This window comes from Microbispora hainanensis (genome assembly GCF_006874475.1).
Classification (GTDB): Bacteria; Actinomycetota; Actinomycetes; order Streptosporangiales; family Streptosporangiaceae; genus Microbispora; species Microbispora hainanensis.
Genome location: NZ_VIRM01000025.1, coordinates 14370 through 39894, shown reverse-complemented (window position 1 = coordinate 39894; position 25525 = coordinate 14370). Strand labels below are relative to the sequence as shown.

The 25525-nt window shown below is 72.2% G+C and carries 21 protein-coding genes; 11 read left to right on the top strand and 10 right to left on the bottom strand.

The window, feature by feature from the left end:
* Window positions 1-31: 31 nt before the first annotated feature.
* The 5 genes from FLX08_RS20640 to FLX08_RS40730 form a co-directional block, all read right to left on the bottom strand.
* The gene (locus FLX08_RS20640) at window positions 32-3382 is read right to left on the bottom strand and encodes an AfsR/SARP family transcriptional regulator (protein WP_142620522.1); all 3351 of its coding nucleotides are present in this window, start codon (window positions 3380-3382) and stop codon (window positions 32-34) included.
* Between the two features lie 105 nt (window positions 3383-3487).
* Window positions 3488-4609, bottom strand: coding sequence for a hypothetical protein (locus tag FLX08_RS20635; RefSeq protein WP_142620521.1), 1122 nt, complete (start codon window positions 4607-4609; stop codon window positions 3488-3490).
* Window positions 4606-5865: a glucarate dehydratase family protein gene (locus FLX08_RS20630; RefSeq protein ID WP_142620520.1), complete on the bottom strand. Its 1260-nt coding sequence runs from the start codon at window positions 5863-5865 to the stop codon at window positions 4606-4608. The genes FLX08_RS20635 and FLX08_RS20630 overlap by 4 nt, the downstream gene beginning before the upstream one ends.
* Window positions 5862-6764, bottom strand: a complete 903-nt coding sequence (locus FLX08_RS20625; RefSeq protein WP_142620519.1) for a 5-dehydro-4-deoxyglucarate dehydratase — start codon at window positions 6762-6764, stop codon at window positions 5862-5864. Before FLX08_RS20625 ends, FLX08_RS20630 begins: the two co-directional genes overlap by 4 nt.
* Before the next feature lie 90 nt (window positions 6765-6854).
* Window positions 6855-7022, bottom strand: a complete 168-nt coding sequence (locus FLX08_RS40730; protein ID WP_167530499.1) for a hypothetical protein — start codon at window positions 7020-7022, stop codon at window positions 6855-6857.
* A 281-nt stretch (window positions 7023-7303) separates the two neighbouring features.
* On the opposite strand from FLX08_RS40730, the gene FLX08_RS20620 reads away from it, so the two are divergent.
* Together FLX08_RS20620 and FLX08_RS20615 are read left to right on the top strand one after the other, a co-directional pair.
* Window positions 7304-8107: an NAD-dependent epimerase/dehydratase family protein gene (locus FLX08_RS20620; RefSeq protein ID WP_142620518.1), complete on the top strand. Its 804-nt coding sequence runs from the start codon at window positions 7304-7306 to the stop codon at window positions 8105-8107.
* 13 nt (window positions 8108-8120) lie between these two features.
* Window positions 8121-9524 carry an aldehyde dehydrogenase (NADP(+)) gene (locus tag FLX08_RS20615; RefSeq protein ID WP_244312779.1) on the top strand — a complete coding sequence of 468 codons (1404 nt, stop codon included), beginning with the start codon at window positions 8121-8123 and terminating at the stop codon, window positions 9522-9524.
* A gap of 69 nt (window positions 9525-9593) precedes the next feature.
* Here the strand turns inward: FLX08_RS20615 and FLX08_RS20610 are convergent, their stop codons facing one another.
* The gene (locus FLX08_RS20610) at window positions 9594-10298 is read right to left on the bottom strand and encodes a TetR/AcrR family transcriptional regulator (RefSeq protein ID WP_142620516.1); all 705 of its coding nucleotides are present in this window, start codon (window positions 10296-10298) and stop codon (window positions 9594-9596) included.
* A 120-nt stretch (window positions 10299-10418) separates the two neighbouring features.
* Between FLX08_RS20610 and FLX08_RS20605 the strand changes: the two genes are divergently transcribed.
* Window positions 10419-12038: an FAD-dependent monooxygenase gene (locus FLX08_RS20605; RefSeq protein WP_142620515.1), complete on the top strand. Its 1620-nt coding sequence runs from the start codon at window positions 10419-10421 to the stop codon at window positions 12036-12038.
* 55 nt (window positions 12039-12093) lie between these two features.
* Entirely contained in the window at window positions 12094-12519 is a 426-nt protein-coding gene (locus FLX08_RS20600; RefSeq protein WP_167530502.1) for a nuclear transport factor 2 family protein, read from the top strand.
* Between the two features lie 105 nt (window positions 12520-12624).
* Here FLX08_RS20600 and FLX08_RS20595 read toward each other — a convergent pair whose 3' ends face one another.
* Window positions 12625-13926 carry a pectate lyase family protein gene (locus FLX08_RS20595; RefSeq protein ID WP_142620513.1) on the bottom strand — a complete coding sequence of 434 codons (1302 nt, stop codon included), beginning with the start codon at window positions 13924-13926 and terminating at the stop codon, window positions 12625-12627.
* A gap of 57 nt (window positions 13927-13983) precedes the next feature.
* Complete coding sequence (locus FLX08_RS20590) at window positions 13984-14901, bottom strand: 5-dehydro-4-deoxyglucarate dehydratase (protein ID WP_142620512.1); 918 nt, start codon at window positions 14899-14901, stop codon at window positions 13984-13986.
* Window positions 14902-15149: 248 nt separating this feature from the next.
* Here FLX08_RS20590 and FLX08_RS20585 point away from each other — a divergent pair, with 248 nt between their 5' ends.
* From FLX08_RS20585 to FLX08_RS20565, 5 genes are all read left to right on the top strand, one after another.
* Window positions 15150-16007, top strand: coding sequence for a carbohydrate ABC transporter permease (locus FLX08_RS20585; protein ID WP_142620590.1), 858 nt, complete (start codon window positions 15150-15152; stop codon window positions 16005-16007).
* A gap of 19 nt (window positions 16008-16026) precedes the next feature.
* On the top strand, window positions 16027-16905 hold the full coding sequence (locus tag FLX08_RS20580; RefSeq protein WP_142620511.1) for a carbohydrate ABC transporter permease: 879 nt from the start codon (window positions 16027-16029) through the stop codon (window positions 16903-16905).
* Between the two features lie 48 nt (window positions 16906-16953).
* The gene (locus tag FLX08_RS20575; protein WP_142620510.1) at window positions 16954-18243 is read left to right on the top strand and encodes an ABC transporter substrate-binding protein; all 1290 of its coding nucleotides are present in this window, start codon (window positions 16954-16956) and stop codon (window positions 18241-18243) included.
* Window positions 18244-18334: 91 nt separating this feature from the next.
* Window positions 18335-19498 (top strand): enolase C-terminal domain-like protein, encoded by a 1164-nt coding sequence (locus FLX08_RS20570; protein ID WP_142620509.1) that lies wholly within the window; start codon window positions 18335-18337, stop codon window positions 19496-19498.
* 30 nt (window positions 19499-19528) lie between these two features.
* Window positions 19529-20302, top strand: a complete 774-nt coding sequence (locus FLX08_RS20565; protein ID WP_142620508.1) for an IclR family transcriptional regulator — start codon at window positions 19529-19531, stop codon at window positions 20300-20302.
* 127 nt (window positions 20303-20429) lie between these two features.
* Here the strand turns inward: FLX08_RS20565 and FLX08_RS20560 are convergent, their stop codons facing one another.
* Complete coding sequence (locus FLX08_RS20560; RefSeq protein WP_142620507.1) at window positions 20430-20933, bottom strand: cupin domain-containing protein; 504 nt, start codon at window positions 20931-20933, stop codon at window positions 20430-20432.
* A gap of 11 nt (window positions 20934-20944) precedes the next feature.
* A complete protein-coding gene (locus FLX08_RS20555) occupies window positions 20945-21817 on the bottom strand; it encodes an NmrA/HSCARG family protein (protein WP_142620506.1) in 873 nt (290 codons plus the stop codon).
* A gap of 29 nt (window positions 21818-21846) precedes the next feature.
* On the opposite strand from FLX08_RS20555, the gene FLX08_RS20550 reads away from it, so the two are divergent.
* The gene (locus FLX08_RS20550; RefSeq protein ID WP_208761559.1) at window positions 21847-22812 is read left to right on the top strand and encodes a helix-turn-helix transcriptional regulator; all 966 of its coding nucleotides are present in this window, start codon (window positions 21847-21849) and stop codon (window positions 22810-22812) included.
* Between the two features lie 133 nt (window positions 22813-22945).
* Complete coding sequence (locus FLX08_RS20545) at window positions 22946-25483, top strand: DNA translocase FtsK (protein ID WP_142620504.1); 2538 nt, start codon at window positions 22946-22948, stop codon at window positions 25481-25483.
* The last annotated feature ends 42 nt before the right edge of the window (window positions 25484-25525 follow it).

Genomic DNA, 25525 nt, shown 5'->3' with positions numbered 1-25525 from the left:
GGCCGTCAGCGTGCGCCCGGACGCTGACGGCTCACCCACCGAGCGCTGACAGGTGCCTTTCGATGACGGTCAGCGCCGCCGCCTCGGTGCCCTCCGCAGCGCTCTCCGTGCCGCCCGCCATGACGCCCGCCATGACGCCCGCCGCGGCCGGCACCCGCTGCCGCGTGAACGCCTCGGCCTCGGCGTACGCCCGGTCGAAGGCGTCGTCGCCGAGGACGGCCCGGCAGCGCGCCTCGATCCGGGCGACGTCCGGGTCGCCGGCGGCGGGTGCTCCGCGCAGCGCGGCGCCGACGCCCAGCAGCCAGGCGGCCCGCTCGGGGGCCTCCTCCAGCAGGGCGACGCCGGCGACGCCCTCCGCGACCGCGGCGGTCATGGTGAGGCTGCGGGAGCCGAGGCCGGTGGTGAGGGCGCGGCGGTGCCACGCGAGCGCCTCGGCGGTCTCGCCCGCCATCTGCGCGGCCCAGCCGAGCGCGAGATAGACGTGTGAGCGCGTCTCCTCGGCGGTGAACCACTCGGCCGTGCACTCCGCCAGGGCCCTCTCGTACCACCGCCGGGCCCCGGGCAGGTCACCGCCGTGCCGGGCGAGCTCGCCGAGCCCCAGGAGCGCCGTCGCGAGGATCTCCGGGGCGCCCGTGCGCCGGGCCAGCTCGGCGGCCCGCTCGAAGTCGGCCCTCGCGGCGTCCATGTGCCCGGAACGCATGCGGGCCCAGCCGCGCCGGCAGAGGCTCTCGGCGAGGTCCGCCGTGGCGCCCAGCCGCTCGGCCAGGTCGATCGCCTCGTTGGTCAGCGCCTCGACCCGTTCGAGATCTCCCCGCCCGTCGGCGACGTCCGACATCGCGGACAACATCATCACCCGGAGCCAGACGTCCCCGGCGGCGCGGGCGTCGCGGAGCGCGCCGGTGAGCTCCTGCTCGGCCTCGTCGAGCCGGCCGTCGAACGCCTTGAGATAGGAGAGGCTGAACCGGCTGAGCATCCGCGTCCACGGGTCGCGGTCCAGCGCGCGGAACAGGTCCTCCATCCGGTGGAGCAACTCCCCGGAGGGAGGACCGCTGATCATCGCGTGCAGCACGAGGAGGTATGGCTGACGGGGCGGCATGGGCAGTGTGTAGGTCCGGCGGATGGCGTCGGCCACGAGCGCGTCCACGACGGGGCCGCTGGTCCCGCCCCAGGCCACGAGGCAGGCGCACACGACGTGCTCCTCCTCCAGTCCCTCGGGCGGCGTGGCGCCGGCCTCGCCCAGCAGTTCGGCGCCCAGCCGGGCGGCCTCGCCGCGCAGCCCGCGCAGCAGCCAGTAGCCGGCCGTGGCCGACAGCAGCCGCAGCGCGGGCGCCAGGTCACCCGCGCGTACGGCGCGGCGCAGCGCGGCCTGGAGGTTGTCGCGCTCGCCGTCCAGCCGGCGCAGCCACTCGATCTGACCGTGCCCGCGCAGGTGCGGGTCGGCGGTGGCGGCCAGGTCGAGGACGTACGCGAGGTGGGCCTGCCGCATGGCCTCGCTCTCGCCGGCCTCGGCGAGCCGCTCGGCGCAGAACGCCCGGATCGTCTCCAGCATGCGATAGCGGTCGTCCACCACCTCGACGAGGGACTTGTCCACCAGGGAGGCGAGCACGCCGTCGGTGTCGGGCAGGCCGCACACCCGCTCGGCCGCCTCCAGCGTCGCGCCGCCCGCGAAGACCGTCAGGCGCCGGGCGAGCGCGCGCTCCGGTTCGTCGAGCAGGTCCCAGCTCCACTCGACGACCGCGCGCAGCGTCCGATGGCGCGGCTGCGCCGTACGGCTGCCGCGCGACAGCAGCGCGAAACGCGGGGCGTCGCCCTCCGCCGCGGGGTCGCCGTCGTCGCCGCCGCCCAGCCGGGCGGCGATCCGGGCCAGGGGCAGCGAGCGCAGCCGCGCGGCGGCCAGTTCGACGGCGAGCGGCAGCCCGTCCAGCGCCCGGCAGATCCGCAGCACGTGCCCGACGTCGCCGGGCGCGAGGGCGAAGCCGGGGCGTACGGCGGCCGCCCGTTCGACGAACAGCCGTACGGCCGGATAGGCGAGCGCGTCCTCCACGGCGTCCTCCACGGCGTCCTCCACGGCGTCCTCCACGGCGTCCTCCACGGAGGGCTCGGCGGCGGATTCGCCGGCAGGGGGCGGCACCCGCAGTGGGGGCACCGGGCACAGGCGCTCGCCGGTGATGCCGAGCGCCTCCCGGCTTGTGGCCAGCACGCGGAGGGCGGGGCACGCCGCGAGCAGCCGGTCGGCGAGCCGGGCCGCCTCCTCCACGACGTGCTCGCAGTTGTCGAGCACGAGCAGCACCGGCCGCAGGGTGAGGGCGGCCACCAGTCGGGCGACGGGATCGGCCGCGCCCTGCCGCGTTCCGGGAGCGGGGATGGCCGCGGCGGTCTCGCGCAGCCCGAGCGCGCCGAGCACGGCCTGCGGCACGTCGGCCCCGTCGGTGAGCGGGGCCAGCTCCACGAGGCAGACCTCGCCCTGCCACCGGCCGGCCGCCTCGATCGCCAGCCGGGTCTTCCCGGTGCCGCCCGGGCCGATGAACGTCACCAGCCGCGCCTCGGCGAGCAGCGCGCCGATACGCTCCAGCTCGTCGTCGCGGCCCACGAGGGAGGTGAGCGGGACGGGCCGTCCGCCGGGCGCGGCGGAGGCGGAGGCGGGAGCGAGGGACGGATCGGAGCGCAGCACCGCGAGGTGGATCGCGGCCAGCTCGGCCGAGGGGTCGACGCCCAGTTCGTCGGCGAGCACCCGCCGGGCCTCGTCGTAGACCGCCAGCGCCTCCGCGGGGCGGCCCGCCGCGTACAGCGCGCGCATGAGCTGCCCGCGCGAGCGCTCCCGCAGCGGGTGCGTCCCGACCCGTTCCTGCAGCTCGGGCAGCAGGTCGCGGTGCCGCCCGAGGGCGAGGCGGGCCTCGGCGAGGTCTTCGGCCGCCGACAGGCGCAGCTCCTCCAGCCGGGCCGCCTGGACGGGTGCGAACGGCGCGTCGGGCACGTCCGCGAGCGCGGGCCCGCGCCACAGCGCGAGGGCCTGGTCGAGCAGGCCGGCGGCCCCGGCGGGGTCGCCCGCGTCGAGCGCCCGCCGCCCCTCGGCCGCCAGCCGTTCGAAGCGCGGCGCGTCCACGTCGTCGGGGTCCACCGCCAGCCGGTAGCCCGCGGGTTCCCGGACGACCAGGTCGCCGAGGTGCTGGCGCAGCCGCGACACCTGGGCCTGCAGGGCGTTGGTGGCCCCGGCGGGAGGCTCGGCGCCGTAGAGGCCGTCGATCAGGCGTTCGGTGGTGACGACCCGCCCCGCGTTGAGGAGCAGCAGGCCGAGCAGCGCCCGCACCCCCGGCCCGCCGACCGGGACCGGGCGCTCGCCGTCGGGCCGCGCCTGCGTGGGGCCGAGGATGCCGAACCGCATGCCTATGATTGTCCCGCATCGTCTCGGCGCCGCATCTCGTCTCGGCTCGTCTCGGCCCTGCATCGTCTCGGCCTGCATCGTCTCGGCCTGGGGCGGCTCGGCGCGTCAGCGGCGGATCGCCTCCGTGATCGCCTTCAGCCGGGCCGCGGAGGCGAGTCCGCCGTGATACCAGTGGATCTCGTCGGCGCCGGCGGCCGTGTAGGCCTCGGCCAGGAACGACAGCGCCGCGCCGTCCGCCGGGCGCGGGGGCAGGGCCAGCACGTACGCGCCCACGCGGGGGCCGAGCCGGCTCAGCGCGCGCAGCCCGGCCTCGTCCACCTCGGGGGCGTTCCAGCAGTTGCCGACGAGCACGTCGACGTCCACCCCCTCGGGCACGGTGGCGAACGGGCCGGTCGCCCACGGGTCGGCGCTGGCGTGCAGGGCGATCTTCAGGTCGGGCCGCACCGCCCTGGCCTCGGCCAGCAGCAGGTCGCGCAGCTCGCCCGCGAGCCCCGTGCGCAGGTCGCGCATCGGGCCGGCGAGGTCGCCGAGCGCGTCCTCGACCGAGCCCGGCGCGCCGTCGACGCCCGCCCGCACCCGGGCGCGGACCTCGGCGACGTCCGGCCCGGCCGCCTCATAGCGGCGTACGCAGGCCGCGCAGAAGCACAGCGACAGCAGCGCGATCTGCGCGGGCGACCAGTCCGCGCCGTCGGTCTTCTCGTGGTGGCCGCCGTGCCGGAAGCCGAGCGCGCCGCACGCCTCCAGGATCAACGCGTCGGGGTCACCCGCCTCGACGACCTCGTGGACCAGCGTGCGGCAGTAGTCGCGCACGTCGGCCGCCGCCGGGCACAGCGCGTACGGGTAGAGCTCGCCGAAGGCGTTGGTGACGACCAGGCCGGGGTTGGCCGAGCCGAGCAGCGTGCTGTGGGTCAGCACGGTCCACGCGTGGACCGGCAGGCCGGCGGCCCGCAGGGCGTCCCTGGCCTCCCCGAACGGGTCATCCGAGTCCATCCACGACGGCGTGCCGGGCACGAGCCGCGACCCCTTCCACGCCTCCTCGCGTACGGGGACGTAGCAGGCGGCGTGCCGGGCGTCGACCAGCCGGTGCGCCGGATGAAAAGGGGTGGCGGCGCGGGTGGTGTGGTAGGACGCGGCGAGCGCCACCGCGTCGACGCCGAGCGCCTTGAGGCGTGCGGCGGCGCCGGGGTCGCCGACGATGTCCCAGGGGTAGGCGTAGATGACGTTCACCAGCGTGGCCTCCGTGCGGAGAAGGACGGGTCGACGGACCGCATGTACGTCGTGTCGTCGCGGGAGCGGACCCCGCACTTCTCATACTGCTCGTTCATGATTGCGAGGGCGTCGCGGTCGAGTTCCACTCCGAGTCCCGGGCCGTCGGGCACCGGGACCGCGCCGTCCACGAACCGCAGCGCGCCGGGGGCCACCACGTCCTGGCCGTCCTGCCACGGCGTGTGGGTGTCGCAGGCGTGCGTGACCGACGGGGTGGCGGCGGCCAGGTGGGTCATCGCGGCGAGGCTGATGCCGAGGTGGGAGTTGCTGTGCATGGACAGCTCGATGCCGAAGGTCGCGCACAGTGTGGCGATGTGCGCCGAGCGCACCAGGCCGCCCCAATAGTGGTGATCGGCCAGCAGCACGCCGATCGCGTTGCGCCGGACGGCCTCGGGCAGGTGCTCGGGGGTCACGACGCACATGTTCGTGGCGAGCGGCATCGGCACCTCGGCGGCGACCCGCGCCATGCCCTCGATGCCCTCGGTCGGGTCCTCCAGATATTCGAGCACGCCGTCGAGCTCGCGGCCCACCCGGATCGAGGTCTCCACGCTCCAGACGGCGTTGGGGTCGAGGCGGAGCGGGTGGTCCGGGAACGCCTCACGCAGCGCGCGGGTCGCCTCGATCTCCTGCTCGGGCGGGAACACCCCGCCCTTGAGCTTGATGGAGCGGAAGCCATACCGGCCGATCAGCAGCCGGGCCTGCTCGACCACGCCCTCGGGGTCGAGTGCGGTGCCGAAGCCGTCGTCCGGCGCGCCCGGGTGGCCCGCCCACTTGTAGAACAGATAGGCGCTGTACGGCACGGCGTCGCGCACCCTGCCGCCGAGCAGGTCCACGACGGGCCGGCCCACCGCCTTGCCCTGGATGTCGAGGCACGCCACCTCGAAGGGGGAGAAGATCCGGTCGACGGTCTTGGCCCGTGAGGAGGTGCCGGTCAGGCCGTGCAGGTCGGTGACGACGTCGGCCCCGACCAGTCCGGCCACGGTGGCGTACATCGTGTTGTGGCGGTAGACGTCGTGGCCGATCAGCGCCTCGGCGGCGGCCCGCACCCGCACGAGGTGGTCGAGGTCGCCGTAGGTCTCGCCGAGGCCGGTCAGGCCCTCGTCGGTGACGACCTCGACGATCGTGCGCAGCGCCCACGGCTCGTGGACGCCGGCGGCGTTGAGCAGCGGCGGGTCGCGGAAGGCGACCGGCGTGACGTTGATCTCGCGAATCCTCATCCCACGATCTCCAGACCGGCCGCGATCAGCCGCTCGAGCCGGGCCACGTGCTCGGGCGCCGCGTCGACCAGCGGCGGGCGCACTCCGCCCACGTCGAGGCCGCGCAATGTGACGCCCGCCTTGATGAGCGAGACGGCGTAGCCGGGCACGAGGTCGCGCAACTCGACCAGGGGACGGTAGAAACCGGCGAGCAGGCGCCGCACGAGCTCGTCGTCCCCGGCGGTCACGGCCTTGTGGAAGGCCAGCGCCACCTCGGGGAGGAAGCAGAACACGGCGGAGGAGTAGAGGCTCACGCCGATCCCCCGATAGGCGGGCACGGTCATCTCGGCCGTCGGGAGCCCGTTGAAGAACGTGAAGTCGCGATCGGTCGCCTCCCTGACGGCGAGCACGATGCGCTGCATGGCGTCGACGTCGCCCAGGCCGTCCTTGAACCCGACGACGTGGGGGATCTCGGTCAGCGCCGCCGCGGCGGCGGGCGTGAAGCGGGCGTTGGCCCGCTGGTAGACGATGATCGGCAGGTCGGTGGCGGCCGCGATCTCGCGGACGTAGCGCACCAGCCCTTCGGCGGGCGCGCTGACCAGGTAGGGCGGCAGCAGCAGCAGGCCGTCGGCGCCCGCGTCGGCGGCCCTGCGCGCGCACTCGCGGGCGAACGGGAGCGCGCCGCCGGCCCCGGACAGCACGGGAACCCGGCCGTCCGCCGACTCGACGGCGATCCGCACCACCCGTGCGTACTCGTCGATGCCCAGCGCGTTGAACTCGCCGGTGCCGCAGGCGGCGAACACCCCGCCCGCGCCCTCGGTCACCCCTCGGCTCACGTGCTTGGCCAGCACGTCCTCGGCCAGCTCACCGTCCGAGCCGAACGGTGTGACCGGAAAGAAGAGAACGCCGTCGAGCTGCATCCGCCCACTCCCTTGATGTCCACATATGTGGACAAAGTTCTTCAATATGTCCACGAAGCTAGCCGGATCATCCGACGAAAGTCAACTTCGTCACCCTTTGGCCGCGCCGCTGGTCAGCCCGCGCATGAACTGCCGCTGGAAGGCCGGGAACGCGATGATCGAGGGCGGCAGGGCCGGCGGCGACGCCGCGAACACGCTGACCGGCAGGCCGGCAGCGGCCCGGCGAAGACGAGCACCAGGCCGGTGTAGCAGCCGCACCAGGACGGTCGGCGGCGGCGTCGCCGGCTCCGCAATTGTGTTTCCTTGCTAGCAAGACCGTAAAAATTGGCATCAGTTGCGTCAAGGACAGATCGGGTCAGATATGTGAATCGCGCCCGTAGTTGTGAACATTCGGGAGTTGCTGCGAGACTGGCGCCGTTCCGCATTGACACGGTCCGTACGGCGCTTGGACGCTCACGGAGCGCCGGGCACCGGCGTGGGCACCAGATCCCCCATCACCGGGGCCGCGCTCCCTGCAGGGCCGATCCGACAGGAGGCACATGCGAATTCTCATGACCGGCGCGGCGGGCGGCGTCGGCACCATGCTGCGACCTCGGCTGGCCAGAGGGGGGCGCGTGCTGCGCCTGCTCGACGTCGTCCCGTTGGAGGCGGGCCCGGGCGAGGAGGCGATTACCGCCGACATCACCGACCCCGTGGCGATGGAGGCGGCGATGGACGGCGTGGACGCCGTGCTGCACCTCGGCGGCCACAGCGTCGAACAGCCGTGGGCGGACATCCTGCAGGTCAACATCAACGGCACCTACGTCGTGCTGGAGGCCGCGAGGCGGGCCGGAGTGCGCCATGTCGTGCTGGCCAGCAGCAACCACGCGGTCGGGTTCTTCCCGCGCGGCGAGGGCGAGGCGCCCGACTACCTGTTCCCGCGCCCCGACACCTTCTATGGCGTGAGCAAGGTGACCAAGGAGGCGCTCGGCTCGCTCTACCACGACCGCTATGGCATGCAGGTGACCTGCCTGCGCATCGGCTCGTGCTTCGAGAAGCCCAGGGACGTGCGCATGCTGTCGACCTGGCTGTCCCCGGACGACTGCGCGCGACTGGTCGAGGCGTCGCTGGCCGCCGACGGCTTCCACGTGGTGTGGGGCGTGTCCGCCAACACGCGCCGCTGGTGGTCGCTGGAGGAGGGCCGGGCCATCGGCTACGAGCCCATGGACGACTCCGAGGTGTTCGCCGAGGAGCTGATCGCCGAGCACGGCGAGCCCGATCTCGGCGCGCTGCCGCACTCCCTGGTCGGCGGGGCGTTCTGCGGTCCCCGCTACGATGTCGGGAATCTCACGGCTGGGAAATGAGGTGACCGATCAGGTGATCGATTCCGTTCGGGCGGCGGTCGAGCGGGCCGCGACGGCGGGCGAGGCGTGGCGGGCGACGCCTCCGGCCGAGCGCGCCACGGTGCTCGAAGGCGTCGCCGACGCCCTGCTCAAGCACGCCGAGGAGCTGTGGCCGGCCGCCGCGGAGGAGACCCGGCTGCCGGAGGCGCGGCTACGCGGCGAGATCGCCCGTACGGCCGCGCAGTTCCGGCTGTTCGCCGACGTCCTGCGGGACGGCGGCTGGGTCGAGGCGGTGATCGACCACCCCGACCCCGGCGCCACCCCGCCCCGGCCCGACGTGCGACGGATGAACCACCCGCTCGGCGTCGTGGCCGTCTTCGCGGCCAGCAACTTCCCCTTCGCGTTCTCGGTGGCGGGCGGCGACACCGTGTCGGCGCTCGCGGCCGGCTGCCCGGTCGTGGTCAAGGCCCACGAAGGGCATCCCCGCACCTCCGACCTGACCGCCTCCGTCGTACGGCAGGCCCTGCCCGACCCCGACCTGCTCGGGCTCGTGCACGGGTTCGAGGCGGGGGCTCCGCTGGTGCAGCACCCGCTCGTCACGGCGGTCGGCTTCACCGGCTCGCTCGCGGGCGGCACGGCCATCCAGAGGCTGATCGACGAGCGGCCCGACCCCATCCCGTTCTACGGCGAGCTGGGCAGCGTCAACCCCGTCGTCGTGCTGTCGTCGGCCGACCCCGCCGACGTGGCCTCCGGGTTCGCGGCCTCGCTCACGCTGGGGGTAGGACAGTTCTGCACCAACCCCGGCCTGGTCTTCGTCCCGGCCGAGGGCGGGTTCGAGCAGGCGATCGCCGAGGCGGTCGATGCGACCAGCGGCGGGCCCATGCTGACCGACAAGATCCGCGAGGGCTACCTGCGGGTGTCCGGCCGGCTGGCCGACCGGCTCGACGTGCTGGCCGGCGGAAGCGCGGTGGACGGCATCACCCCGCAGGTCTTCGCCGCCGACCTGGAGGCCTTCGCGGACGGGCTGCCGGAGCTGGGGGAGGAGTGCTTCGGCCCGGCGGCGATCGTGGTCCGCTACCGCGACGCCGCCGACCTGCCCACCGTGCTGCGCCGGCTGCCCGGGTCGCTGACCGCGACCGTCCACGCGGCCGGGCCGGAGGAGGCCCGCGATCTCGTGCCGGTGCTGCGGCGCCTGGCGGGGCGGCTCATCTGGAACGGCTGGCCCACGGGCGTCGCCGTCTGCTGGGCGATGCACCACGGCGGCCCCTGGCCCGCCTCCACGGCCCCGGCGCACACCTCCGTCGGCGCGGCCTCGATCAGCCGCTGGACCACCCCCGTTGCCTACCAGGACTGGCCGGCGGACCTGCTGCCGCCGGAGCTGCGCGACGACAACCCCCTCGGCGTGCCGCAACGTGTGGACGGCCGCCTGCACGTCTGACACCACCGCGCCCCTTTCCGCGGTGTTCGCCGCCGCGCCGCTCCCGTTCCGAGGGAGCGGCGCGGACTGCTATTCGGCCCGCTGTTCCGTGTGCTGTTCCGACCGGTCTTCGGGTCGCTGTTCCGACCGGTCTTCGGGGTGCCGTTCGGGGCCGAGCCCGAGGAGCCGGGCGACCAGGGAGACCTGCTCGGCGTAGTGCCGGACGAACTCGGGGGAGTGGGGATCGGCTCCGCAGACGCCCTCGACGACGTGTGGCAGGGTGACGGGGGCCATGGCGGCGGCCATCAGCATGATGCTCAGACAGGCCGGATCGACCTCGTCCGGCAGCCGGCCCGCCGCCTGCCGGGCGCGGACCTCGTCCACGTAGCCCCGCAGCGCCTCGGAACGCGGCGCCTGGTCGGGATCGGTGTGCGGCCCCGCGTACTCCAGGCCGCTCCACGCCAGCAACCGGACACCGTCCGGGTTGTCCAGCGCCTCCAGCGCGTACCGGCGGATCTGCTCGGGCAGCGGCGTGCCGGGCGACACGAGCTCGCCCTGACGCTGCCGCCAGCGTTCCCCGAGGGCCCGATAGAGGCCCTCCTTGCCGTCGAAGTAGTACGAGATCAGCTGCTGGTTGACGCCGGCCCTGGCGGCGATCGCGCTGAGCCGGGCGCCCGCGTAGCCGTGCCCGGCGAACTCGGCCGTGGCCGCGTCCAGGATGAGCCCGCGGGTGCGCTCCGGGTCGCGCTGCCGTTCCTGGGGCTTGGGCGATCTGCGGGGCTTCGGCGTGGACATGATCCGATCGTAGCGCTGACAGTGTCATCCATCCATTCAACACAATCAATCATCTGATTGACACAATTTTATAGACGGTTGATTATGAGTGCGACAGGTTCCGAACGGGAGGACGCACCCATGACCACGCCGTACGACGACAGGACCGCCGTTCTCATCGTGGGAGGAGGCATCACCGGCCTGTCCGCCGCGCTCTTCCTCACCCGCCTCGGGGTCCGCCCGATGCTGGTCGAACGGCATCCGTCGACGGCGATCACACCGCAGGCGCGGGCGTTCAACCCGCGCTCGATGGAGATCTACCGCTCGCTCGGGCTGGAGGAGGAGATCCGCGGGCGGCAGTCGATCCTCGCCGGCCTTCCGGAGATGATCGGCGCGGACACGCTGGCCGGCCGGGAGCGCTTCCGCGTGGACCTGCTCGCGCACGTCCGGCCGCCGTCATCGGTCAGCCCGGCCGACTGGGCGATGATCGACCAGGACGAGCTCGAACGGATCGTGCGCTGCCATGCCGAGAGCGGCGGCGCGGACATCCGCTTCGGCACCGAGCTGGTCTCCTTCGACGCCGACGACGACGGTGTGACGGCCGTCGTCCGCGACCTGCGCACCGGCGCCGACCGATGCGTCCGCGCCGATTATCTGGTCGCCGCCGACGGTCACCGCGCCGGCGTGCGCGGCCGGCTCGGCATCGGCGCGGACCAGCCGGGACCGGTGACCCACGTGGCGTACTTCGTCTTCGACGCCGACCTCACCGCCGTGCTGCGGGAACGCCGGTTCCTGCTGGCCTACCTCGACCGGCCGGTCACCGGCACCGTGCTCGTGCCGCTGCGGACCCCCGGGCGGTGGATGCTCGGCGTGCCCTACCGGCCGGGCGAGACCCCCGGCGACTTCTCCGAGGGGCGCTGCGCCGAGCTGGCCCGCCTCGCGACCGGGGTGGAAGACCTCGACCTCACGCTCGTGCCCCCGGTGCCGGGATGGCCGTGGAAGGTCTCCCACAGCACGGTCGGCGGGTGGGTCGCCCACCGATACCGGGCCGGGCGGGTGTTCATCGCCGGGGACGCCGCCCACGTCGTGCCGCCGTCCGGGTCGTACGGCGCGAACACCGGCATCGCCGGCGCGCACAACCTGGCGTGGAAACTCGCCGCGGTGATCGGCGGCCGGGCGGGAGACGCGCTGCTGGACACCTACGAGATCGAGCGCCGGCCGGTCGCGCTGCTGACGCTGGAGACCGCGACGCGGCACCTCGCCGGTCGCCACGAAGGCATCGGCGAGGACGTCACCGCGATCGACGACCTGACCATGATCCTCGGGTACCGCTACGACTCCCCGGCGATCATCCCGGAGACGCCCGCGCCCGAGGCGCCGGCCGAGGACCCGCGGGTGCCCGGCGGGCGTCCGGGCCTGCGGGCGCCGCACGTATGGCTGGAGCGCGCGGGGACCAGGCTGTCCACGCTCGACCTGTTCACCGGAGCGTTCACCCTGTTGATCGGCCCGGACGGCGCGGAGTGGGCCGCGGAGGCCCCGGGCCGCGCCGGGCTGGACGTCCACCGGATCGGCGTCGATCTGCGTGATCCCGAAGGCCGGTTCTGTGAGGCGTACGGCATCACGAGGACCGGCGCGACCCTCGTCAGGCCCGACGGTTTCGTCGCCTGGCGGTCGAAGCAGAGCCCCAGCGGCGGGCGGCCGGGACGCCGGCTGGAGGAGGTGCTGACCCGCCTGCTCGCTCCGGACGCCCGCCCGAGGTGAAGGACCGGAGCCTCGATAGCCTGGACAACCAGGTGCGAGCATCGGGGGTCTCGCCGTGGCCGACGTGGTGGACCGATATTTCAGTGCGTACAACGCCCACGATCTGGACGCGGTCATGGGGTGCTTCTGCCTCAAGCCCACCGCAGTGGGGCCGGGCGGCCCGGTGGAGGGCCGTTCGGAGGTGGCGTCCTATCACACCGTGATCTGGAGCGCGTTCCCCGACCTGCATGTCACGGTGTTGCGGAAGATCGTGGAGGGCGAGGTCGCGGCGGTCACCACGGTGGGGACCGGCAGGCACACCGGGCCCTTCCCGCTCACCACGAGCGAGATGCTCCATGGCTCCTGGCGGTACGTCAGCGTGCGGTGCGGCTGGTTCTTCACGGTGCAGGACGGCCTGATCGTCGACCAGCAGATCTTCTTCGATCAGCTCGAGCTGTATCTCCAGCTCGGGCTGCCGCTGTCCCGCCTCGGCCTGCCGTGAGGAGGGTGCGCGCGGCCCCGCTGCGCGCACAGGGCACGCGCAGGGGATGCGCAGTGCACGCACAGGGGATGCGCAGTGCACGCGCAGGGGGCCGCGCGCCGCCCGTCAATGGATCTTTCCGGCCCCGGCGTGCCGGGAGACCTCCCTGCGCACGCTCGCGGCGGGGTCGATCCCCGTGTGCAGGGCCGGCGTCCAGCCCGCGTCGGCGCCGAGGTCGGGGTCGTTCTTCGCGTTGTAGACGGAGACCAGGTCGATCGGCGTCTCCTTGCCGCCGACCCGCAGCAGGTTGCCCTTGGCCGTCAGCGTCGTGCCGCCCCAGTTGTAGAGCAGGTCGGCCGGGTCGACGCTCCGGCTCAGCCGGAAGTAGTTGTTCTCGGCGTAGATCTGCGACTCCACGCCCACGCCCAGCGCGTACTCGAAGGGCCCGGCGTCGGGCACCTGGTAGTAGTTGTTGTAGACGTGCACCTTGCCGAACCGCACGCGGGGCAGCCGCTGCAGGTTGCCGGAGAACTCGTTGTGGTGCACGGTGACGCTGAGCTTGCCCCGGTCGGTCGCGGGGTTGTTGGTCGAGCCGATCAGCATGGTCTTGTCGTGGTCGGAGAACGTGTTCCACGACACGGTCACGAAGTCGGAGCCGTTGGTGATGTCCGCCTGCCCGTCGTGCACCTGGTAGGGCCGGCCGAAGTAGACCGGCTGGTTCGCGTCGGGGTTGTCCCCGTCGGTGAACGTGTTGTGGTCGATCCACACGTGGGTCGAGCCGGTGACCGAGATGTTGTCATAGAGGGAGTTCCAGTTGCCCTCGTCGCCGTCCGTGGGGTCCCACTGGGGAAAGCAGTCGGCCGCGTCCTCGAAGCGGATGTTGCGGATGATGACGTTGTCGGCCTTGTCCACGTGCAGGTTGATGTGCCGGATGGCCGCTCCCGGCAGGCCTGCGATGGTGGTGTCGGACGGCACCTTGAGCTTGATGTACTTCGTCTGCGCCTCGGCGGAGGCGGCCCGCGCGTCCTCCATCGGCCCGGACGGCTCGGTGTCGCGTCCCCACACCGCCGGGTCGTACGCCGCGAGGTAGCCGGCCAGGGTGTAGCCGCCGGTGGCGAAGTCGGCGCAGGTCTTGTCGACGTCGATGACGCCCTTGACGTAGATGATGCGGGGGCCGGGGGAGGCGAGCGCCGCGGCCAGGCCCGCGCGGTCGGTGACCACGTGGACGTTCGACGCGGGGGCCGCCGCGCCGCCGGTGGTGCCCGTGCCGGACGAGGCCCAGCCGTCGCCCGCGGGCAGCGTCTGCCGCCCGATGTCGGCCGGCTTCCCGGCGGGCGGGGTGACCGCTCCGGCGGGGCCCGCTCCCAGCACGGGGACGGCGGCCGTGATCGCGAGGGCGGCCGACAGGAGTAGGGATCTTCCGGGCATGACTGTCTCCGTTCCGCGGTCGCTCCCCCGAGACGAGTCCGTACGCGTCGCCGGCGCTCAGGCCGGATCGGGCGACCGCTCCAGTTCTTCGAGAAGGGCGAGACCGCGGTCGATCAGCGCCGCGAGCCTGTCGAGGTGCTCGGGGCCGGGATCGGACAGCGGCCGGCGGACGGGTCCCACGTCCAGACCACGCAGGCGAACGCCCGCCTTGATGAGCGAGACGGCATACCCCGGGCCCTGGCCGCGGAGGTCGACCAGGGGACGGTAGAAGCCCTCGATCAGACGGTTCGCGACGTCGTCGCGGCCGTCCCGCAGCGCCCGATAGCAGGCGAGCGCGAGGTCGGGGAGGAAACAGAAGACGGCGGAGGAGTAGCGGACCACTCCGAGGTCCCGGTAGGCGAGCTGGGACAGCTCCGCCGTCGGCAGGCCGTTGAAATAGAGCATTTCCGGCGGGGCGGCCTCGATGATCCGGCGCAGGAGGCCGAGGTCGCCGTAGCCGTCCTTGAATCCGATGACGCCCGGGTGCCGCGCGAGCGCCGCGACCGTCTCCGGCTCGAAGATCGCGTTGTCCCGCTGGTAGAGGATGACCGGCAGCCCGGCGCCGTCCGCGAGCGCCTCGTAGTGGCGGCGCAGGCCGTCCTGGCCCGCCTGCACGAGGTAGGGCGGCAGCGCGAGCAGGGCCGACGCCCCGCCGTCCTCGGCCGCCCTGGCGAACTCCAGGGCCATCGCGGTGCCGTAGCCGGTCCCGGCGACCACCGGGACGCGCCCGGCCGCCTCCTCGACCGCCGCGGCCACGCAGGCGGCGTAGTCGCGCAGGCTGAGCGAGGGGAACTCGCCGGTGCCGCAGCAGGCGAACACCGCTCCGCACCCCGCCTCGACGCCCTGCCGCACGTGCCGGCGGAACACCTCGAGGTCGAGCCGCTCCTCCTCGTCGCAGGGCGTGACCGGGAAGAACAGCAGGCCGTCGATTGTCACCGGCTTCCTCCGCCATCCATATGAACCTGATTCATATTCGTGAACACCCGGACCGTACGGTGTGCGGCGGCGCGCGGTCAAGACGCGCACCCCGAAGAGGGTGAATGTTTCGAATAGGACACGGGTTCTTGACAGGACCGCGGCCCGAACATCACCGTTGATCCGTCCACGTTTGTGAACCACGTTCAGGAATATGTCTTGATGGTGGTTCCGGCAAGAGTCGCAGAGGAGATGCGCCGGTGACGACGATGCGCCGCAAGGCCGTGCCGTACCTGCTGATCTCGCCGACGGTCGCGCTCATCGCCGCGTTTCTCGTCTACCCGATCGCCAGCGTCGCGTACTACAGCCTGCAGCACCGCAACCTCACCCGGCCATGGGCGGACGGCTTCGCCGGGCTCGACAACTTCCGGCGGATGCTGTTCGAGGACGAGGTCTTCTGGCACAGCCTCGGGTTCACCGCCAAATGGGTGGTCGCGGAGATCGGCCTCCAGCTGATCCTCGGGCTGGCTCTGGCCCTCATCGTCAATGAAAGTTTCATCGGGCGGGGGCTCGCCCGGTCGCTGGTCTTCTCGCCCTGGGCCGTCTCCGGAGTGCTGACGACGGGCATCTGGATCCTGCTCTACACACCGAGCACCGGGGTGCTGCGCTTCCTCGGGCAGCCCGAGGCGGCGGTCCTCGGCAACCCCGGCACGGTCTTCCCGGCCGTGGTGGTGACCGAGTTGTGGCGCGGCGTGCCGTTCTTCGCGATCCTCCTGCTCGCCGGGCTGCAGGGCATCCCCGGCGAGCTCTACGAGGCGGCGGCGGTGGACGGCGCCGGGCGCACCAGGCGCTTCATCCACGTCACGCTGCCGCACCTGCGGGACGCGATCGTGCTGGCCACGCTGCTGCGCGGGGTCTGGGAGTTCAACAACGTCGACCTCCTCTACACCATGACCGGCGGCGGCCCGGCGCAGGTCACGACCACGCTGCCGCTGTACGTGGCGCAGCGGGCCGTCGACTCCAAGGACTTCGGGTACGGCTCGGCGCTGACGATGGCGGGCTTCGTGATCCTGCTGTTCTGCTCCATCCTCTACCTCCGGCTCAGCCGGTTCGGCGAGGAACGATGAAGAGGCGAGGGGTTTCTCGATGAGCGCCGACGTCATGACCCGCCCGCGCACGCGAGCGATGCCCCAGGGGGCCCGCCGGCGGAAGAGACGCGATCCCGGCCGCGTGCTGCGGCTCTACGTCCCCCTCGGGTTGTATCTGGTCTTCACCCTCGTGCCGTTCTACTGGATGCTCGTGTTCGCCCTCCGGCCGGCCGGATCGACCGACCCGGTGCCGTGGCCGATCACGTTCGAGCACTTCGAGACCGTCTGGAACGACATCGGCTATGCGGTGTTCTTCAAGAACAGCGTGATCGTCGGGGTCTGGTCGCTGCTGGTCACCACGGTCATCGCGGTCATGGGCGGCTACGCGCTGTCGCGCTACCGGTTCCGCGGCCGGAGCCTGTTCATGGTCGTGCTGCTGTGCACCCAGTTCATCCCCGGCGCGATGATGCTGATCCCGCTGTTCTCGATCTTCAAGTCGCTCGGCCTGATCAACAGCCTGGCCAGCCTCATCGTCGCCGACACCGTCTTCAACCTGCCCTTGTCGATCATCCTGATGAGCGGGTTCATCTCGGCCGTGCCGTTCACGGTCGAGGAGGCCGCGATGGTCGACGGCTGCACCCGGTTCCGCGGCTTCCTCGCGATCGTGCTGCCGCAGCTGCGGCCCGGCCTGATCGCCGTGGGGTCGTTCGCCTTCATCCACACGTGGAACAACTTCCTGTTCGCGCTGATGTTCGTCAGCAAGCAGGACAGCTTCACGATCCCGGTCGGGCTCAGCTACACGATCGGGGAGTACAGCGCCGACTTCGGGGCCCTGGCGGCCGGGGGCGTCGTCGCCGCCCTGCCGGTGGTCTGCGTGTTCGCAGTGGTCCAGCGCTATCTCGTGCACGGCATCAGCGCCGGCGCGGTCAAGGGATAGCACCCCCAGAGAACTGTCGAGAGCAGCCTGTCGTAAGCAGGAGGAACCATGAAGATGAAAGTGGCCTGGGCGGCGCTCGCCGTTCTCGCCGTCACCGCTACCGGGTGCGGGTCGGACTCGAACTCCGGCGAGGGCTCCGGCAAGACGACCATCACGTTCTGGGACAACAACGGGGGCGCCCGCACCCCGATCTACCAGGAGCTGATCAAGCGGTTCGAGGCGGCCAACCCCTCGATCCACGTCGAGTACGTCGGCGTCCCGATCGCCTCCGTCCAGCAGAAGTACGACACCGCCATCGCGGGCGGGGACACCCCCGACGTCGGCGGCGTCACCACGTCGTACCTGGCCAACCTGACCGGCCAGCAGGCGCTGGAGCCGGCGGACGAGTGGCTGGCCAAGAGCTCGGTGAACGGCAAGCTGGTCACGTCGATGCTCGACTCGGTCCGCAGGACCGTGCCGGACGGCAAGCTCTACCTGGTGCCCAACACCTCCAACATGGACGTGGTGTGGTATCTGAAGGACAAGCTCCAGCAGGCGCCGAGCACCTGGGACGAGTTCTTCAAGGACGCCGACGAGCTGACCAGGAAGCCCGACGAGTACGGCTACACCATCCGCGGCGGCGCCGGCTCGATCTTCCAGATCCTGGCCGAGATGTACTCCTACTCGGGCCTGACCGAGTTCTTCGACGCCTCGGGCAAGAGCACGGTCAACGACCCGAAGAACGCCGAGTTCCTCGCCAAGATGGCCGGGCTGTACAAGAAGGACACCCCCGAGGCCGACGTCACCAACGACTTCCCGAAGATGGTCGCCCAGTTCGGCACCGGGAAGATCGCGATGATGCACCACAACCTGGGCTCGTACAACGACCACGTCAAGGCCCACGGCAAGGACAAGATCGGCGCCTTCGCGCTGCCGGCCGGTCCCGGCGGCAAGCGGACCATCGTCGCCAACCCCGTCGACGGCTTCGCGGTGTTCAAGAACAGCGAGCACAAGGACGCCGCCTGGAAGTTCGTCGAGTTCCTGGTCTCCCACGACGGCAACAGCTACTGGAACGAGCAGACGGGCCAGATCCCGGCCAACACCGAGGCGCAGGGCGACGCCTGGGTGCAGGGCCTGGAGCACCTGAAGACGGCCGTCGACACGCTGAACGACCCGAACACCCAGGTCGTTTCGCCGCCCTACTACCTGCCGCAGTTCTCCTCCATCACCAAGGCCGACACCGAGCCCCTCTTCCAGAAGGTGCTGCTCGGCCAGATGAAGCCCCAGGAGTTCCTCGACACTCTGGCGCAGAAGCTGACCGACGCCCAGGCCGAATGGAAGAAGGCGACCGGCGGCTGACGGTCGCCGCCGCGTCCCGGGACCGGGCCGGTGCGTCCCTGACCGCGCACCGGCCCTCCGGCCCCTCCACACCGAGAGAGAGGAAGAGGTCATGGCGGTCGTCGAACGCGTCATCGTCACGGTCTTCACCACGGTCACCAAGTCCGTGGTGGACGGGCACGGTCACCGGCACCCCGGCCCGCCCCGGGACGTGCGGGAGGCGCTGCTGGCCGTCAGCGACAGCGACGGCGCGACCGGATACTGCCTGGCGGCGCCCGACACCGTCAGGGAGGCGGTGATCACGGGCCACATCGGCCCGGCGCTGATCGGCCAGGACAGCCTCGACCGCGAGCGGCTGTGGCACCGCGTCGCCCGCCGGCAGCGGGGCGCCCAGGGCAACCTGTCCGACCGGGCGCTCAGCGCGGTCGACCAGGCCCTGTGGGACCTCGCCGGGCGCAAGCTCGGCCTGCCGGTCTGGAAACTCCTCGGCGGCGCCCGCTCGGAGGTGCCCGCCTACGCGAGCACGATGTGCGGCGACGACATCCCCGGCGGCCTGGCCACCCCCGACGACTACGCCGCCTTCGCCAAGGAACTCGTCTCCCGCGGCTACCGCGGGATCAAGCTGCACACCTGGATGCCGCCCATGCCGTACGGCGTGGACCGCGACATCGAGGCGTGCGCCGCGGTCCGGGAGGCGGTCGGCCCGGACGTCGCGCTCATGCTCGACAGCAACCACTGGTACTCCCGCTCGGAGGCGCTGGCCCTCGGCCGGGCCCTGGACGAGCTGAACTTCGCGTGGTACGAGGAGCCGATGGAGGAGGCGTCGGTGCAGTCCTACCGATGGCTCGCCGACCAGCTCAGGACGCCGATCCTCGGGCCGGAGACCTCCTGGGGCAAGCACATGGCGCGGGCGGAGTGGGTGGCCGCGGGGGCCTGCGACATCCTCAGGGTCGGCGTGGTCGGCTCCGGCGGGATCATCCCGGCGATCAAGGCGGTCCACCTGGCCGAGTCGTTCGGCATGGACTGCGAGATCCACGGCAACGGCTCCGGCGCCCTTGCCGTGATCGGCGCCACCCTGTGCGGGCAGTGGTACGAGCGAGGGCTGCTGCACCCGCACTCGGACTACGACACGCCCGCCCCGCACCTGCGGTCGATCGTCGACCCGCTCTCCGCCGGAAAGGTGCGGATGCCGGACACTCCCGGACTAGGGGATGATCTGGATATGGACTACATCGCCTCCCGGACGGTCGCCTCCTGGGGAACCGGCTCACAATAGGAGGCGGACAGGCGGGTCAGGGAGGTACACATGGCGGAACCCGTGCCGCACGTGAAGTCGGCACTCCGGACGGTCGAGCTGCTCGACTTCTTCGCGCAGTATCCCGGACTGCACAGCCTCACCGACCTACAGGGCAAGCTGGGCTACCCCAAGAGCAGCCTGCACGCCCTGCTGCGCACGCTGGTCGACCTCGGCTGGATCGAGACCGACGTCACCGGCACGCTCTACCGGATCGGCATGCGGGCTCTGCTGGTCGGGGCGACGTACATCGACGGCGACCCGGTGGTCCAGCTCGCGCACGACGCGCTGGACTGGCTGGCCGAGGTCACCGGCGAGACGGTGCACCTCGCCCGTCTCGACCATTTCGACATCGTGTATCTCGCCACCCGCGCCTCGCGGCACTACCTGCGGCCGTTCTCGCGGGTGGGCCGCCGCCTGCCGGCGAGCACCACGTCGCTCGGCAAGGCGATCCTGGCGAGCCGCGACGACGCCGAGGTGCGCGCGCTGCTGCCCGCCGAGCTGCCCTCGCTGACGGCCCACACGATCGTGGACGCCGATGAGCTGCTGGTCGACCTGCACCGCGTGCGCAAGCAGGGCTACGCGGTGGACCGCGAGGAGAACACCGAGGGGCTGCGGTGCTTCGGCGTCGCGCTGCACATCAGCGACCCGCCGCGCGACGCCATCAGCTGCTCGGTGCCGATCCCGCGCCTCACCCCGGAGCGGGAGAAGGAGATCGCCTCCTGCCTGCTGGAGGCGCGCGAGCGCATCGAGCGCTCCGCCATGCGGCAGCGCCGCGCCTTCTGATCGCGTCCGTACGCCCGCGGCGCCCGCCGATCGAAGCGGGCGCCGCGGGCGTGCGTGCTGCAGGTCCCCTCCCTGAGCTCGTGCTGCTGCATGACGAGGACCTGGTCGGCGCCGGCGGCGGGCGTGGTCAGGCGCGGTTCGTGAGCGGGGTCAGCTGGTGGATGTCGTGCCGGGCGCGCAGCGCCGCGACCTCGGCCGGGTCCGGCGGTCCCGAGGCCAGCATCCGGGTGAGCTCCCGCAGGTAGGTCTCGTGACCCGCCGGGGTCACGATGAACAGCATCCGGGCCGGTTCACTGCCGGGGTTGAAGAACGCGTGGGGGCATCCGGCGGGCACGTGCATGAAGCTCCCCGGCCCGCCCCGCAGCACCTCGGCGCCGGTCTCGGAGCGCCAGGAACGCCAGTCGGAGCCCGTGTCCGAGGCCGCCGGGTGGAAGGCGAGGAGGTCGAGTTCGCCGTCGATGACGTAGAACATCTCCTCCGCCTCGTGATGCAGGTGCGCCCCGACGTCGAAACCCGGGGCGACCACGGCCTCGAAGACCGACCACGCCGCCGCCTGGTCCGCGCCGACCTTCAGCGTCATCGCCTGGATCGAGTCGCCGCCTCCCGGCGGAAGTAACAGTCCATCGGTCATGTCCTTGCACCTCACGCTTTCCAGCCGGTGGCGCGCAGCCACGTCTCCAAGGTCATCAGGCCGGGGTGCTCGGCGCGCAGGGCGGGCAGATCGACCTGTGCGGGGTGCTCCTCGAAGAACTCGAACATCCGGGCCACCCACGGGTCGAACGCGCGCACCTGCTCGATCGGCGTCCGTTCGAAGCGGGCCGGCAGGCCGCACACCCGGCCGAACGTGGCGGCGATCTCCGACGGGGTGGGCTCGTCGGCGCCCAGGTCGACCGTGCGGCCGAGATACCGGCCGGGGCGCTCGAAGGCGAGGGCGGCGAACACCCCGATGTCCTCGACGCTGATCAGCTGCATCGGTGTGCCGGGATCCGCGGCGAGCCGTACGACCAGCGTGCCGTCCTCCAGGGCCGGCCGGTTGTAGGTGCTGAAGTTCTCCATGAAGGAGACCGGGCGCAGGATCGTCGCCGGCAGCCCGAGCGCGTGGATCTCGCGTTCGATCCGCGCCTTGCTCTCGATGTGGGGGAGTCCGGACGGGTGGTCCGTGCCGGGGACCGAGCTGTACACGAGGTGTCCCGTGCCGATCTCCGCGGCCAGCCGGGCCACCGTCAGGCCCCGCCGTTCCTCGGCGGCGGCGCCTTCGACGGTGATCGTCGGGCCCTGCATCATGGTCAGCGCCAGGAAGACCCCGTCCACGCCCCGCATCGCGCGGCGCAGCGACTCCTCGTCGTCGAGGTCGCCGGCGACGAGTTCCGCTCCCGACTCCTCCAGCGCCTTCGCGGCGGAACCGCCCGGGTCGCGCACCAGGGCGCGTACGCTCCGGCCGCGGGCGAGCAACCGGCGCGCGGCGGCGCCGCCCTGCCGGCCCGTGGCTCCGACGACCAGTACGGGATCGCTCATGGCGTATGCCTCCGTGGCAGACTCGCGGTGTGAGGGATCATGGGCGTCACGATAACGAGGCGGCGTCCGGCGGTCCTGGCACTCGTGCTGCCAGTCATGGACCCGGCCGCCGCTCCAGGACGTCGAGCCGCAGGGCCGAGCTCGGCGCGTTCCTCCGCGCCCGGCGGGCCCGCCTGCGCCCGTCCGACGTCGGCCTGCCGGAAGGCGATCCGGCCCTGCGCCGCACCCCCGGCCTGCGCCGCGAGGAGATCGCCGAGCTTTCGGGCGTCGGCGTCACCTGGTACACCTACCTGGAACAGGGACGGGACATCTCGGCGTCGGCGCAGGTGATCGACGCGCTGGCCCGTGCGCTGCTGCTCGATCCCGACGAACACCGGCACCTGCGCCACCTCGCCGGGCTGGCCCCGCCGGACACGCCGTCCGGCGAGGGGGAGCGGCCCCGGGACCGGTTGCGGCGCCTGGTGGACGCCGCCGCTCCGAACGCCGCCTGCGTGTACGACGCGCGCTTCGACTACCTGGCCTGGAACACCCCCTACACCCTGCTCCGCCACGATCCGCTGACGCTCCCGCCGGACCGGCGGAACCTGCTGTGGATGATGTTCACCGACGCCGGCAACCGCGCCCGGATGGTCCACTGGGAACGCGCCGCCCGCGCCCTGATCAGCCAGTTCCGCGCCGCGATGGGACACCGGCAGGGCGACCCCGCCTTCACGGCGCTGGTGACGGCGCTGAGCGAGGTCAGCCCGGAGTTCCGGGAGTGGTGGGCGGACTACCCGGTCCGCCGCTTCAGGCCCGCCACGGTCGCGATCGACCACCCCGAGATCGGGCGGCTGGACCTGGAGATGTTTCAGTTGCGCCCGGCGGAGCACCCCGATCTTCTGATGGTGCTGCAGGTGCCGGCGGGCGAGGACGGCCGCAGGCGGGTGAACGCGCTCCTCGACGGGCGGGGCGACTCCTGCAGCAACTGCAGCACCCCGGAGGGCGGCGTCTCGTAGGGCGGCACTCGCCAAGGCGGTGCTTCGCCGGCCGGTGTCTTGTGGGTCGCGCTTGGTCGGACGGCGCTTCGTAGGGCGGCCTTCCCGGCGCGCCGCCCCGGCAATCGCCCGCATCCGGGGTAACTTCGGCATCATGGCCACCCGTACGTCCGGACAGGGGTCCGGCAAGCGCCCCGCGTCGCGCTCCGGATCCCGTACGGCTTCCACCAAGCGATCCCCGGCTGGTTCCCGAGGCAGGTCGGCCCCCAGATCCGCGCCCAAGCGGCCGGTCGCCACCGGCCAGGACCCGGTCAGCTGGTTCTTCCTCGTGATCGGCAAGCTCGTCATCGGCATGTGGATGCTGCTGGCGAACGGCGTGGGGGCGGCGGCGCGGGCACTCGGGCAGGGCGCCCGCGACCTCGACCCCGCGCACCGCCGCGACGGGCAGGGGCTGGCGGTGCTCGCCGGCGCCATCGTGCTCGCCGCCCTGAGCTGGCGGGACACCAAGACGGGGTTCGCCGCGTTCGTCGACGCCGTGGTGCGCGGGACGGTGGGCTCGCTCACCTGGGCGGCGCCCGTGCTGCTCGCGCTGCTCGCCTGGCGGCTGCTGCGCCACCCCGACCAGAACTCCGAGACCGGCAGGATGGGCATCGGCTGGACCGCGCTGCTGGCCGGGATCCTCGGGATCGTGCACGTCGCCCACGGCACGCCGTACCCCTCCGGGGGGCCCAACGACGGCATGGACAACGTGTCGGCGGCGGGCGGCATGATCGGGTTCATCGTCTCGGCTCCGCCGTCGAGCATCCTGCCGGCGTTCATCACGATCCCGCTGCTGCTGATGCTGTCCGGCTTCGGCCTGCTGGTGATCACCGCGACGCCGATCCACCGCATTCCCGAGCGGCTCGCCGAGATCCAGCACATGCTCTTCCAGCGGCCGGACGAGACCGGGGAGCCCCGCAAGGCCCCCGGGCCGGCCAGGAAGCGCACGCGCAAGCAGCCGGGCGGCGGGCGCGACGTGCCCGAGGGCGGCGACAACGTCAAGCCGTACGACACGCCGGTGCTGTCGGAGAAGGACCACTCGCCGGAGATCGTCCCCGGCCTCGTGGACGACATCGTGGAGCCGGCCGAGCCGACCGAGCCGGAGATACCCAAGCCGGCGCCCCAGCCTCCGCTGCCGACCCCCGCGCCGCGCAAGGTGGAGCAGCTCGTCCTGTCGAGCCAGGAGGGGCCCTACACGCTGCCGGATCTGGCGATGCTGCGGCCGGGCAGCGCGCCCAAGCAGGAGACCAAGGCCAACCGGACGGTCGTGAACGCGCTGACCAGCGTGCTGGAGCAGTTCGCCATCGACGCGCAGGTCGTCGGCTTCACCCGGGGCCCGACGGTGACCAGGTATGAGATCGAGCTGGGCCCGGCGGTCAAGGTCGAGAAGGTCACGGCGCTCACCAAGAACATCGCCTACGCCGTCAAGTCGGCCGACGTCCGGATCCTGTCTCCCATCCCCGGCAAGTCGGCGATCGGCGTGGAGATCCCCAACGTCGACAAGGACCTCGTATCGCTCGGCGACGTGCTGCGCTCGCAGGTGGCCCAGGCCGACCACCACCCGATGATCGTCGGGCTCGGCAAGGACGTCGAGGGCCGCACGATCGTGGCCAACCTGGCCAAGATGCCGCACATCCTCATCGCGGGCGCCACCGGCGCGGGCAAGTCGACCTGCATCAACGGCCTGATCTCCTCGATCCTCATGCGGGCCACGCCCGACGAGGTCCGCATGGTGCTCGTCGACCCCAAGAGGGTGGAGCTGAGCTCCTACGAGGGCATCCCGCACCTCATCACGCCCATCATCACCAATCCGAAGAAGGCCGCCGAGGCCCTGGAGTGGGTGGTGGGCGAGATGGACCGGCGCTACGACGACCTGGCGGCCAGCGGCTTCCGGCACGTGGACGACTTCAACAAGGCCGTGCGCGCGGGCAAGCTGGTGCCGCCCCCGGGCAGCGAGCGCGTCTACCAGCCGTACCCGTACCTGCTGGTGATCGTGGACGAGCTGGCCGACCTGATGATGGTCGCGCCGCGCGACGTGGAGGACTCGATCGTCCGCATCACGCAGCTCGCCCGGGCCGCCGGCATCCACCTGGTCATCGCCACCCAGCGGCCGTCCGTGGACGTGGTCACCGGCCTGATCAAGGCGAACGTGCCCTCGCGGCTGGCGTTCGCGACCTCCTCGCTCGCCGACTCGCGGGTCATCCTCGACCAGCCCGGAGCCGAGAAGCTCGTCGGCCAGGGCGACGCGCTGTTCCTGCCGATGGGCGCGAGCAAGCCGATGCGGCTGCAGAACGCCTTCGTCTCCGAGAAGGAGATCGCGGAGCTCGTCGGCCACTGCAAGGCCCAGATGCAGGCCGAATATCGGGAGGACGTCGCCGCGCCCGCCGCCGCGAAGCGGGAGGTCGACGAGGAGATCGGCGACGACCTCGACCTGCTGATCCAGGCCGCCGAGCTGATCGTGTCGACCCAGTTCGGCTCCACGTCGATGCTGCAGCGCAAGCTGCGCGTGGGCTTCGCCAAGGCCGGACGGCTGATGGACCTGCTGGAGAGCCGCAACGTGGTCGGCCCGAGCGAGGGGTCCAAGGCCCGGGAGGTGCTGGTCAAGCCCGACGACCTGCCCGGCCTGCTCGCCGACCTCCGCGGCGGCGAGTAGCCGCCGGGCCTCGCCGAGCGTCTGCACGGCCTGGATCGCCTG

Coding starts and splice junctions, on each gene's coding strand:
- FLX08_RS20610 (WP_142620516.1), bottom strand. CDS start 10,298: ATGTCCACGCCGAAGCCCCGCAGATCGCCCAAGCCCCAGGAACGGCAG.
- FLX08_RS20630 (WP_142620520.1), bottom strand. CDS start 5,865: ATGAGGATTCGCGAGATCAACGTCACGCCGGTCGCCTTCCGCGACCCG.
- FLX08_RS20560 (WP_142620507.1), bottom strand. CDS start 20,933: ATGACCGATGGACTGTTACTTCCGCCGGGAGGCGGCGACTCGATCCAG.
- FLX08_RS20580 (WP_142620511.1), top strand. CDS start 16,027: ATGAGCGCCGACGTCATGACCCGCCCGCGCACGCGAGCGATGCCCCAG.
- FLX08_RS20570 (WP_142620509.1), top strand. CDS start 18,335: ATGGCGGTCGTCGAACGCGTCATCGTCACGGTCTTCACCACGGTCACC.
- FLX08_RS20605 (WP_142620515.1), top strand. CDS start 10,419: ATGACCACGCCGTACGACGACAGGACCGCCGTTCTCATCGTGGGAGGA.
- FLX08_RS20565 (WP_142620508.1), top strand. CDS start 19,529: ATGGCGGAACCCGTGCCGCACGTGAAGTCGGCACTCCGGACGGTCGAG.
- FLX08_RS20625 (WP_142620519.1), bottom strand. CDS start 6,764: ATGCAGCTCGACGGCGTTCTCTTCTTTCCGGTCACACCGTTCGGCTCG.
- FLX08_RS20620 (WP_142620518.1), top strand. CDS start 7,304: ATGCGAATTCTCATGACCGGCGCGGCGGGCGGCGTCGGCACCATGCTG.
- FLX08_RS20585 (WP_142620590.1), top strand. CDS start 15,150: ATGCGCCGCAAGGCCGTGCCGTACCTGCTGATCTCGCCGACGGTCGCG.
- FLX08_RS20595 (WP_142620513.1), bottom strand. CDS start 13,926: ATGCCCGGAAGATCCCTACTCCTGTCGGCCGCCCTCGCGATCACGGCC.
- FLX08_RS20575 (WP_142620510.1), top strand. CDS start 16,954: ATGAAGATGAAAGTGGCCTGGGCGGCGCTCGCCGTTCTCGCCGTCACC.
- FLX08_RS20640 (WP_142620522.1), bottom strand. CDS start 3,382: ATGCGGTTCGGCATCCTCGGCCCCACGCAGGCGCGGCCCGACGGCGAG.
- FLX08_RS20545 (WP_142620504.1), top strand. CDS start 22,946: ATGGCCACCCGTACGTCCGGACAGGGGTCCGGCAAGCGCCCCGCGTCG.
- FLX08_RS20555 (WP_142620506.1), bottom strand. CDS start 21,817: ATGAGCGATCCCGTACTGGTCGTCGGAGCCACGGGCCGGCAGGGCGGC.